11 protein-coding genes are annotated in these 11949 nt (G+C 39.4%); 4 read left to right on the top strand and 7 right to left on the bottom strand.

Annotation, left to right across the window (positions count from 1 at the left end):
* Positions 1–126: 126 nt before the first annotated feature.
* A complete protein-coding gene (locus tag P3R27_RS11460) occupies positions 127–483 on the top strand; it encodes a winged helix-turn-helix transcriptional regulator (protein WP_034690242.1) in 357 nt (118 codons plus the stop codon).
* Positions 484–1079: 596 nt separating this feature from the next.
* Here P3R27_RS11460 and P3R27_RS11455 read toward each other — a convergent pair.
* On the bottom strand, positions 1080–2909 hold the full coding sequence (locus tag P3R27_RS11455) for a glucose PTS transporter subunit IIA (protein ID WP_126133913.1): 1830 nt from the start codon (positions 2907–2909) through the stop codon (positions 1080–1082).
* A 273-nt stretch (positions 2910–3182) separates the two neighbouring features.
* Between P3R27_RS11455 and P3R27_RS11450 the strand changes: the two genes are divergently transcribed.
* Complete coding sequence (locus P3R27_RS11450) at positions 3183–4382, top strand: enolase C-terminal domain-like protein (RefSeq protein ID WP_034690245.1); 1200 nt, start codon at positions 3183–3185, stop codon at positions 4380–4382.
* Between the two features lie 430 nt (positions 4383–4812).
* Here P3R27_RS11450 and P3R27_RS11445 read toward each other — a convergent pair whose 3' ends face one another.
* From P3R27_RS11445 to P3R27_RS11425, 5 genes are all read right to left on the bottom strand, one after another.
* Positions 4813–5520, bottom strand: a complete 708-nt coding sequence (locus P3R27_RS11445; protein ID WP_126133912.1) for a GntR family transcriptional regulator — start codon at positions 5518–5520, stop codon at positions 4813–4815.
* Between the two features lie 189 nt (positions 5521–5709).
* Positions 5710–6609 carry a LysM peptidoglycan-binding domain-containing protein gene (locus tag P3R27_RS11440; protein ID WP_126133911.1) on the bottom strand — a complete coding sequence of 300 codons (900 nt, stop codon included), beginning with the start codon at positions 6607–6609 and terminating at the stop codon, positions 5710–5712.
* 118 nt (positions 6610–6727) lie between these two features.
* Positions 6728–6895, bottom strand: a complete 168-nt coding sequence (locus P3R27_RS11435; protein WP_010736259.1) for a hypothetical protein — start codon at positions 6893–6895, stop codon at positions 6728–6730.
* Complete coding sequence (locus P3R27_RS11430) at positions 6895–7572, bottom strand: NAD(P)H-dependent oxidoreductase (protein WP_126133910.1); 678 nt, start codon at positions 7570–7572, stop codon at positions 6895–6897. Before P3R27_RS11430 ends, P3R27_RS11435 begins: the two co-directional genes overlap by 1 nt.
* Positions 7573–7640: 68 nt before the next feature.
* Positions 7641–8546 carry an AraC family transcriptional regulator gene (locus tag P3R27_RS11425; RefSeq protein ID WP_034690316.1) on the bottom strand — a complete coding sequence of 302 codons (906 nt, stop codon included), beginning with the start codon at positions 8544–8546 and terminating at the stop codon, positions 7641–7643.
* 228 nt (positions 8547–8774) lie between these two features.
* On the opposite strand from P3R27_RS11425, the gene P3R27_RS11420 reads away from it, so the two are divergent.
* Positions 8775–9815 (top strand): aldose epimerase family protein, encoded by a 1041-nt coding sequence (locus tag P3R27_RS11420; protein ID WP_126133909.1) that lies wholly within the window; start codon positions 8775–8777, stop codon positions 9813–9815.
* Complete coding sequence (locus tag P3R27_RS11415; protein WP_301356814.1) at positions 9812–10978, top strand: galactokinase; 1167 nt, start codon at positions 9812–9814, stop codon at positions 10976–10978. Before P3R27_RS11420 ends, P3R27_RS11415 begins: the two co-directional genes overlap by 4 nt.
* Before the next feature lie 79 nt (positions 10979–11057).
* On the opposite strand, the gene P3R27_RS11410 is transcribed toward P3R27_RS11415, so the two are convergent.
* Positions 11058–11390 (bottom strand): arsenic metallochaperone ArsD family protein, encoded by a 333-nt coding sequence (locus P3R27_RS11410; RefSeq protein ID WP_126133907.1) that lies wholly within the window; start codon positions 11388–11390, stop codon positions 11058–11060.
* Between the last annotated feature and the right edge of the window lie 559 nt (positions 11391–11949).

Genomic DNA, 11949 nt, shown 5'->3' with positions numbered 1-11949 from the left:
CATAGGCTGTGCTGAGAAACAAAACTGACAAACTTGTCAGTATCCTCAATTTCTTTACTTCCATTGGTGAGATTTGTATAATAGCAACTATTGCTGTCGAATAAATAAAACAAAGTGAGGTCCTTTATGTATCAATACCATGAAAAAAAGTTTACCAATACGAAAGACTTAGCCATGCATGTTCTGAGTGGAAAATACAAGATCGTCTTGATTTGGTGCTTTTTACAACAACCAATTTTGCGCCTAAGTGAGATCGAAAAAATGTTACCAGATATCAACCAACGGATGTTGATTCGGCAATTAAGAGAATTAGAAAGCGATCATTTACTCACACGTAAAATCTATCCCGTAGTCCCGCCAAAAGTAGAGTATCAATTGACCGAGATCGGGCGTGAACTCTCAACGATCGTCCAACATATATGCGATTGGGGCGACCATTATTATGAAGTTGTGGCGAGTCTTACAATTGACGATGTCGATTGAGCTGAGAAACAAAAAAGGAATTCTCTCCAACGCTATAGTATTGTTTTTTGAAAACACAAAAACTTCGATAAACTTGGTATTAGCATGCACACATTCGCTTTATCAGGAAATAAAGCGTGAGGAAGTTTGACTAACATTTCCTTAGGCATATGCCATCACTTCAAGTACAAATAGACTAAGGCCATTGGCAGAAATTCAATTGCATGAGCCATTTTTTCTAGAAAGTTAACTTGCGCAAAATTCGGATGTCGCCGTTTCTAAAAATGTTACTTTATCTGATAGATTTTTTGTTGATATTGTCAGTTACTAATGTTTCACTCTGTGTAGGAACTAAGCTGTTGTCTCTGCCCAAGACCAATCGTTTTTTCCAACTACTACTGATGTTTCCAATAGTATAAAAGCTGTCGTTTCACTGCTGTCCATCTACGTTGTACGCGCTTCTTCCACCAGTTTCTTGTATTTATCAGTAATCTGATGAGTTTGGAATTATGAACCCATCAAACCATTCGTCACATCTTCTCCTTGAACTTATTAATAGAAAAAAACATACAACGCCCGTTGAAGACGATGTATGTTCTCTTTCTCATGCTATTTTTTTACCCATTTAACAAAGCACGTTCCACGAGCGCTCCAGCTTGGTGCTGCCCTTCTAAGTTTCGTTCACCCGAAAATTTCGACACACGATCCATGTTCGTGATCACAACGATGACCATGCTCTTTTTCCCTTGACTATGGATATAAGGCAAATCCATTTGAGCGATTTTGGTGTCCACTGTCACCTGATCACCAACCTTGACAAGGACATCAAATCCTTCACCCTTTAAGTTAACAGTGTCGATCCCCATATGGACTAAGACTTCTACGCCATTATTTGTTTTGATTCCTAACGCATGTTTGGAAGGGAAAATCGTAGTGACTTTTCCGTTGACCGGTGCAAAGATGGCACCATCGATTGACTCGATTGCAAAACCATCACCCATCATTTTCGTTGAAAAAACTTCATCAGGCACATCTTCTAAAGGAATATATTCCCCTTTAGTCACAGCGTGTAGATTCACTTCGTTCGTGTATTCCGTATCTTCTGCTTGTTCATTTGGTACTAAGAAATAAGTAATCGCAAAAGAGGAAACCAAGGCAATCACTATCCCAAGTACCGCAAACATAAAATACTGACCAATATAGGCGGGTAAGCTAAAAATACTTGATAAAATATAACCGTAGATCCGAACACCGAAGAAACTGATAAACGCTGAAGCGATCGAGCTACCGATCGTAGCTGCCATAAACGCTCTCTTGTATTTTGATAAGATCCCGAAAAGCGCAGGTTCAGTGATTCCTAATAGACCAGAAACAGCAGAAGATAGAACCAATGATTTTTCTTCTTTTGATTTCACTTTCAAATAAATAGCCGCTGTCGCCCCAGTGATCGCCATGTTTGCCATAAACATCATCGGCATCAACATGTCATAGCCTTGATTCGCAAAATTTTGTAAGGCAATCGGAGTCATTGCGTGATGTAACCCAGTAAAAATCGCAATTGGACGGATCGCACCGACCACGATACCAGCTAACACTGGTGAAATTGAGAACAACCATGCCACGCCTTCTGCTAGCAGATTCCCCAAATGGATACTGATCGGACCAATCACTGTTAGTGTCACTAACCCAGCAACAAATAATGAAATCGTTGGTGTGAACACTGTTCTTAAAACTTGAGGCAATATTTTGTCAACCCAACGATAAATATAACTCAATGCCAATACCGCAAAAATGATTGGGATAACTGTTCCTGCATAATTAAAGACCGGAACTGGAATGATACCAAACAGTTGGAAAGCAGAGATCGAACCTTCAGCAACCGCTGTCGTCATGGTGGGAAATTGTAACGTTGCAGCAATCGCAATCGCTAAATATGGATTCGTTTTGAAGATCCGAGCGGCAGAAGCAGCAACGAAAAATGGCAAGAAAGTAAACACGCCACTCGCAATCATATCAATGATCAAATACGTATCCGTCTGATTCGAAATGACATTCAATGCCACTAAACCGGCCATCAAACCCTTGATCATTCCTGCCCCAGCTATCGCTGGTACGATTGGACCAAATACACCGGAAACAGTATCCATAAATAAGGATACGACTCCTTTTTTCTCTCCTTCACTTCGTTCACTTGTTTCATCTAACCCTAATTCTTTCGCAATTGGCGCAAAATAGTCAGCGACTTCTGTACCGATCACGACTTGCAGTTGTTCGCTCTGATATTTTGTCCCCACCACTTTAGGTGTTTTTTCTAATGCAGCATAATTCACTTTTTTCTCATCTTTTAAATCAAACCGTAATCGTGTCATACAATGCCAAGCGTTGTTGATATTACTTGCTCCACCCACATGTTGTATGATTTGTTTTGCTATTTCTTCATGCTTCACTTGTTCTCCCCCTTATTCTCATCAAACAATGATTCTTGTTTCCGCTTTCACCCAAATAGTAGCATGTGGAACGCTACTTGTAAAACCAGTCCTTTTTAGTATAAAAACATTAAAAAAGCTTGCATATCAATGTTTCAAAAAACAATAAAGTAAAATTGGACTGATTTTTAGTTGGTTTAGATGTTTTTATTAGACCAAATTGACAGGATGTTCTTCCCCATGTTTCAATGAGGATGCACATGATTCATATTTATGTATATTGGAGTGAATAAAATGACACCAACGATCATTACAAATATAAAAAGTTACGCAATCAAACCAGATCGTCACAACTTGTTAGTCGTAAAAGTTGAAACAGATAAAGGCGTGACCGGCTTCGGTTGCGGCACTTTCCAATTTCGTCCTTTGGCTGTCCAAACCGTAGTTGAAGAATACTTAAAACCTTTACTGGTTGGACGGGATGCGAATCAAATTGAAGACCTTTGGCAAGTCATGAATGTCAATTCTTACTGGCGGAATGGGCCAATCACAAATAATGCCATTTCAGGTGTCGATATGGCGCTCTGGGATATCAAAGGGAAAATCGCTGATATGCCATTGTATCAGTTATTCGGCGGAAAAGCTCGAACAGCAATCCCTGCGTATACGCATGCTGTCGCAGATAATCTAGAGGATCTCGATCGTGAAATCGAAACATTTCTCGCACAAGGGTATCGCTATATTCGTTGTCAATTAGGTTTTTATGGGGGCAATCCAACGAATTTAGCAACACCTGAACAGCCACTTGCAGGCTCTTACTTCGATCAAGAAGAATACATGGGCACTACGCTATCCATGTTTGAACATATCCAAAACAAATATGGTGATCGTTTCCAAATGTTACATGATGTTCACGAACGCTTGCATCCTAACCAAGCGATCCGTTTTGCAAAAAAAGCAGAAAAGTACAATCTTTTCTTTTTAGAAGATATTTTACCGCCAAACCAAAATGAATGGTTGGCTCAATTGCGAAGTCAATCAACGACCCCGATTGCTACTGGGGAATTGTTCAATAATCCAATGGAATGGAAAGAATTAGTTCGCAATCGCCAAATCGACTATATGCGTGCCCATGTCTCACAAATCGGCGGGATTACTCCTGCCTTGAAATTGGCACACTTTTGCGAAGCGATGGGGATACGGATCGCTTGGCATACGCCATCTGATATCACACCAATCGGCTTAGCAGTGAATACGCATTTGAACATCCACTTGCACAATGCGGCGATCCAAGAAAACATCGATGTTCCGGAACATACGAAACAACTTTTCGGAAATATCCCTACACCAAAAAAAGGCTTTTTCTATCCAATCGAACAAAGTGGGATCGGTGTCACATTCAATGAAAAACAGGCGGCAGAATTTCCAGTTGTCTATCGTCCACACGAATGGACACAAAGCCGTACACCAGACGGCACGATCGTGACACCGTAATCCAAAAAAAGCTATCCTTACACGAAACATGTAAGGATAGCTTTTTTTTGGTTTTAACTAAAATAATATAAAAATAGTATTTCCAATAATTGAAATGTTTATATGGAAAATAGCAAGTATAATAAATTATATACTCTAATTTGTCTATTCAAAATCCTACATCTTATTATCAAGGTTATTCTTCCGAACATATTCCTCAACGAGTGATTGATAATCGAGTCTTTTTTAATACACATACCTTGTTCTGATAGTAACTTCAAATCAAAGTTAACTAGGGCTTTAAGTAAATTATATTTGTCGCTCTGTTGAAAGTTCCATTCATTCTAGTTATAGCAGCAAAAGGTTTATCGCCAGTTTGAAGAACATTAAATTCGATTAACGATTTTCCTAGTACTGATATTTTAACAACTTTTGACTTCTACTCAACTCCTCAATCAATCCTCGACCGATGGATCTCACGGTCAAACGGGCGGATATAAGTCACTGAGTAGTCGATGGCAATGATACTGCTGTATTCATAGACTTGTCCATCTTCTAATATAGCTCGGTTCGTGATTTGCATGGCTGGTGTACCGCGTTTACATAGCAATATTTTTGATTGTTCTTTGGAAGTCGTGATTGGGTCATAACTCGTGATATAGTGAGAAATGCGATAGCCTTTTTGTTCCACATATCTTTGGATGGAATGCTCGATGACTTCTTGGGACAGGTCGGGAAACATTGCTACCGGCATTTTTGACATTTCTAACTGCTCGATTTTATAATCAACGATTCGAATACGTTCAAATGTCCAAACGTCGGCGCCTTCATCAAGTTGAAAGATTTTTTGCTCATCAGCCGTTGCTGGTGCTTGGTTTAAACCGATCATTTTTGAATGGATTCGATCATAAGGGGTACGTGTCAAAGAATTGAAGATCAAGGGATTTTTGACCCATTTTTCATGGATAAAGATACCTGATCCTTGAACGACACGGACAATACCGATTTCTTCTAGATTTTTGATCGCTTGTTGGATCGTAAAGCGAGAAACATGATAGATTTCCGCTAGTTTTCGTTGATTCGGTAATTTTCCATCTTTAAATTCTTCTTGATAGATTTTACTCAATAAATCTTGGACGATGAATTCTCGTTTTTTCATGATCTTCTCCTTTACGGGTGACATTCACTTCTTTATCTTAACAAAAAAACAACCAATCACAACCCACTCATGACGAGCCAGTAGAGAACGAAACGTATTTAGAACAAAAAGGTCACAAAAATTGGCAAAAAGAGCCATTTTTGTGACTTCATCTAATCGATTGAAATTGAATCGTTCTTCTTGATCTTCCTAATTCAAACGTAATTCTTGACCAGGGTTAAAGAAGAAATCATCCATCGTCATGCCATTCAAGGACAAGATCGTCTCAACTGGCACGCCAGTCCGTTGCGCAATTTGATTTGGACCTTCGCCTTCACGTACAACGGTTGTAGTTGCTTGATTGGCTTGATTGCTCGTATCTTCTGTGGACTGTGCCGTGTACTGATTGGCTTGTGATTCCGACGATTCTGTTGTTTCTGGTGTCGCTTCCGTCGAAGGTGACGTCTCTTCCGAAGAAGATTCGCTACTAGGTGTTGCTGCTTGAAGTTCCGCACTTGTTCGCAGATAAATGTCGGAGATCCGAGCGACCTGCGCCGTGTAACTTGCAGATAGCTGATTGATCATGGTATCTAGGTCGATATCCTCCTTGTTGGAAGCATCTTGGTACATCCCTCTTAATTTACTGATTCCTTCATCCGATAAGGCTTGAAGTTCTCTTGCTTTTCGGTTGGCAATGACCGAAAGACCATTGACACCGTCTTGATTGTTTTGGATCTCTGCTTGGTATTCTTCGATCAACACTGGAGTTTTATCTTCGATTTTCTTTGAATAATCTGCAACGACTGCTTGTAGTTGTTCAGAAATAGCTCCTGAAGGTTCTGTTGCTTCGCTGCTTTCTTGTGTTGCTTCAGTTTCAGATGAAGCAGTAGTTGAAGCTGTGGACGATTGCGTCGTTTCACTCGTCTTTGCTACCGAGTTTTCACTAGCATTGTTTCTACTATGGAGATATAATCCAGTACCTGCACCAACCAGTAGTAAGACTACTGCAACAGCGGTACCGATTTTCATCATACGCATGCGTGATGCTTGTTTCTGTTGTTGTCTTCGAGCTGATCGAACATTGCCACGCTGTTCATTTTCTTCATTCATTTTATTCACCACCTGTTATTTCTGTAAAAAAAATAGCGTTACCAGCTTTCTTGTAGTTCCATTGTAGCAAATAATAAGCGTTATGAACATTTTTTATTATGTTATTACTGAAGAAAAATCACCATTTTTGATGATTCCAAGATTCTCCATCGATTTCTCCTTGCAACTGCTCGATCCGTTCATTGATTTCGACAAATAAGCGTGACATTTCATGAAGTAAGGCTTTGCCCTCATAATCCGCTTGCGTACTCAATTCGGCTAATTGTTCTGTCAACCATTGATCCATTATAAGGTCCTTCCTTTCATCTCTTGTAGTATAAATGTCAGATCTTCAATGTTTTCTTTGGCTTCTTCTAACATCGTTTCGATCATCTGCTGCTTCATCGGTGCTTTTTCCTTGATGCGTTCATTTTGCGCAAATCGTTCGATAAACCAATCGATCCGATTGATCAGTGAAGGTTTTTCGACTAATGTTAGATATTGCTGATAACTGATCAAGCGTTCAAACCGTTGTTCTTGAGTTAAGTACATGAACTGTGCTAAAACAAACGGAGGCAAAAAGGTCATCTGGAATTTATGGGCAATTCGTTGATACGGACGCAAATACTCCGAGATCGTATACTCTTCTTTCCCACCTGCTTGGTATTCTTTTTCACTCACGCCGGTTGTTAAGACGATTCCTAATTCTTTGCCCGATAAGACTTCGGTTGCCGCTTCTAACACTTGGTCTTGCCACATTTTCAAATGGGCTGGCGCGCTATACCAATAGAAAGGAAATTGGAAGATGATCCGGTCATGCTCTTTCAATAGAGCAAGCTCTGCTTGAAGGTCAATTTCCCCATCTGGATAACAAGCTTCTAGATGATGCCAAGTAGTCGATAGCTGGCTGGATGCTTCTTTAAAAAACTGTTGGTTCAACGATGTGTCAATTGTCGGATGGCTGACAATAATCAATGTTTTCATAGCTTTTTCCTCCCGTTTCCTAGTCTAGCATATCCTTAGAAAAACCCAGTAGAAGATGCCTTTATGTCTTAGGTTGCCCAAGAAATGATGGCTTGTTCTTCTAATTGATTTTTCAATTGTTCTGCGGAAACCCCTTTGATCTTTTCGTTATTCATTCGTCTACGATAGTTTGTCGCCGTCTCACCAGTGAATTTCTTGAACATGCGGCTAAATACGACCAAACTATTGAAGCCGACTTGGTAAGCGATTGCTTCAACGGATTCTTCCGTCAGAGATAAGAGAAATGCTGCCCGATTGATGCGAACACCGATCATATATTCTTTGATACTGATCCCCATGTGATTTTTGAACACACGAGATAGATGACTTCGGTTAACGGATAATTTTTTAGCGATCTCCTCAACAGTCAAACGCTCGCTGTAATGTTCTTCGATATACTGTACCGCATCAACAGCGAGTGCTGAATAACTTTTTTGTTCGCCTAAATGAACATAGCCACCATCTTCTAATAAAAGCGCGAGCAATTGATACGTCAACGCATTTAATTGCAGCTCATCGACTAGATTTTTTGTCGAGTAATTCATACATGCTAAGATAATCTCCACATATCTAGCAATTTCTGAAGAAACCATCGTGTATTGATCATCTTTGAATAAAGAATGTTGAATGACTTTATCCGCTACTGACCCACCGAAGGAAATCCAACAGTAGACCCAAGGATCTTCACCATCCGCCAAATAAAAAGTAGAATCCCCCGGTCTAATCAAAAAAAGATCACCTTTTTTTAATTGATATTGCTGATTTTTTACGCGATAGACCCCTTTTCCTTCCATCACGATATGCAAAATATAATCTTGGCGAATAGCTGGTCCAAATGAATGAAAGGGCAATGTTTTAGAAAAACCGCAAAAATCAAAATATAATTCTTGTGAGATGGATTGATGTTCTTTTTTCAAAAAAATCGCTTTTTCCATTGTCGTACCCCTCTTTCATATTTTCTTTATTCTACTATAGATGCAACAAAAAGTTAAATACTGCTCACAGAAATACATTCAAGTAAGTGCTCTTCTTTGATATGATTGAATGGTAAAAACAGTAACCATCTCATTGTAAACGCTTCATTTAATGGTATAGTTAATTTGATTAGGCGTAAACTGCGCCTACACCAACTACTAATCCAGCACCAAGAAAGGACTACTTAAATGGACATTACTAAAAAAACATTTGGACAATCTGCACATTTGATTACTTTAACCAATCAACAGGGTACGACCCTCGCTGTTACTGATTTAGGCGCACGGATCGTCAGTTTGACATTCATGGATAGAGAGTTGATTCTAGGTTTTGATTCAGCAGAAGAATATCTCGAAAAAGATGCCTTTATCGGAGCAACGATCGGACGAACCGCTGGGCGGATCGATGCAGGTAAATTCACCCTCGACGGCCAGACGTATCAACTACCTGTCGATCCCGCAACTGGTCACTCCTTACATGGTAGTGCGCCAAGTTTTGAAGAAAAAATCTGGCAATACGAAATCATTGATGGCGAACAAGAAGCCACTGTGATCTTTACCACGACTAGTCCCGACAAAGAACGTGGTTTTCCAGGGAATTTATCCGTAGAAGTTCGCTATACCCTTACAGAAGATAATATTTGGCGTGTAACAACGAAAGCGGTCAGTGATCAATTGACACTATTCAACCCAACCAATCATGTTTATTTCAACTTGAGTGGTGATGTAACGCAACCAATCGATGACCATACTTTGTGGGTCAACAGTCAAGTCTTTGCTGCTTTACGACCAGACAGCATTCCGACAGGTGAACAAATAGAAGTGACCGGAACACCTTTTGATTTTCAAACACCAAAAAAACTAACGACCGTTTTCACCAGTGACTTTCCACAAAAAGAATTATTTAATGGAATCGATCATCCGTTCTTCTTAAAGGAAACAGGCTTAGATAAAACAGCCGCTTCTCTTTTAAGTCCAGATGAAACAATCAAAGTCAGTGTCAGGACGGATGCATCGAGTATCGTCATTTTCACTGCCAACTTTGGGGAAGATACACCTGAAATGCGCGGGCAACATTTAGCGAACCATGGCGGCATCACTTTTGAAACACAAATCGCTCCAGGAGCAGAACGTTACCCTTCTTTCGGCGACATATCTTTGGTACCGAAAACACCATTTGAGACGATTACAGAATTCAAACTTGAAGCAAGAGAGGAACAAGACAGATGAATAAAACAGCACATTTAACAACGAAATTCAACGAATTATTTGGAGAAAAACCAACAACAAACTATTTTTCACCTGGGCGAATCAACTTGATCGGTGAACACACGGACTACAACGGCGGACACGTTTTTCCTGCATCGATCACTTACGGCACTTACGGAGTTGCTGCTCGCCGAGAAGACAACAAGGTATTGGTCTACTCAACAAATTTCGAAGAAATCGGTATCATTGAATTTAGGCTTGATGACCTAACATTTGCTAAAAAAGATAATTGGGCAAATTATGTCAAAGGAATGATCTTGAAACTAAAAGAAGCTGGCTATACCATCGAAAGCGGTTTTGAATTGGTGATTGAAGGAACGATCCCTAATGGTGCCGGACTTTCTAGCAGTGCTTCGTTAGAATTATTAGTGGGAGTTGTTCTGGAAGATTTGTTTGATTTACCGATCGATCGTTTGACACTCGTTCAAACTGGAAAAAAAGTAGAGAATGAATTCATTGGTGTCAACTCAGGGATCATGGATCAATTTGCGATTGGTTTTGGTGAGATCGACCATGCCATCTTGCTAGATACGAATACACTACACTATGAAATGGTCCCAGTTAAATTAGATGGCTACGCTGTGGTTATCATGAACACGAATAAGCGACGTGAATTAGCAGAATCGAAGTATAATGAACGCCGCAATGGATGTGAAGAAGCCTTGAAACGTCTACAAACGAAGCTAGACATCAACGCTTTAGGCGAATTAGATGAAGCGACTTTCGAAGCGAATACGGACTTGATCGGTGATGATACCTTGATCCGTCGTGCACGTCACGCAGTCACTGAAAATCAACGAACATTAAAAGCAAAAGCTGAATTAGAGCAAGGAAACTTAAAAGCATTTGGTCAATTATTGAATGACTCTCATTACTCACTCCGTCATGATTACGAAGTCACAGGTATCGAATTAGATACACTTGTAGATGCTGCACAAGCGCAACCCGGTGTATTAGGCGCACGTATGACAGGAGCAGGATTTGGTGGCTGTGCCATCGCTCTAGTCAAAGAAGAGGAAATCCCTGCCTTTAAAGAAAATGTCCATGCACGTCATTTAGAGGTTGTCGGATATGAGCCTGAATTTTATGTAGCACATATCGGAAGCGGTACGACGAAAATTTAGTTAAAAAACAGAAACATGCGTCTGGGCTTGGCAAACAACCAGTCTCAGGCGCATATTTTATTGAATCGTGATTTTGAATCTAGATTAAATAATCGGTTCTCTGCATAGATATTCCTATACCAGTTATTTCAGACAATTCAGTCAAGCTTAAGTAACTACCAGTTTTTACAATTTGGTTATCGATTTCAATGATTGGTAAACGTTTTATATCTCCTGTGCGCAATAAATTTAAAACTTGGGAATTCTCAAGAAAAGGCAAAATCGAATGACTCAAAAAATATAAATTTGTTTCTAGTTTCTTTCCCTTTGTATGACTATAAAACTCTTTTGTAGCCAAATCTTCATGTAAGGATTTGAAAACGTAGAGTTCTTCATCATCAACTTGCTCAAATACATAATATGAAATAATCATCCTTTTATTGACACTCTCCTTCATTTCTTATCCCGGCATCATACAGTGATACGACTTTATTCATCAACATTTAACCAAGCTTCTAAAGTCTCGATGTCTTCTATTCTAGTGATATTAGGTGACTTTTTGCTAGCCTAACCATTCTTCTTACTTGTTTTGTTTATTCAGGCAAATTCACTTCAAAAGGCAAACCTTTCTTTTCAATTATTGTTTATAAAAAACAGTAATTGCCGTTCTAGGAGTGATTCCTCATTCTTGTAAAATATCTTCAGCTTTCACTTTCAATTCACTTTCGATAGAAACGTGAATTCTTTCTTTTTTTGGCATCAACAGCGGCACCTCCGAGAGGGTTATACGCAAAATATACTATTCTTCAAAGGTTTAATCAAAAAGCTGGCGGAAATGGACTATTAGTATCGATATATATCATTTCTACTACACTTCATTTTCTTAGCGTTGATCCCCCCATTGTATTATTAACTAAAATACTTAGTCACTCGAAGAATAGCGAAAGTTGATCAGATTTCTTTTTCACAACAAAAAGACAGAAAGAATGTAT

It is taken from the genome of Enterococcus spodopteracolus, assembly GCF_030441955.1.
GTDB lineage: Bacteria > Bacillota > Bacilli > Lactobacillales > Enterococcaceae > Enterococcus_B > Enterococcus_B spodopteracolus.
Note: the sequence above shows the minus strand (reverse complement) of the source record. Positions and strands in the feature narration are given on the sequence as shown.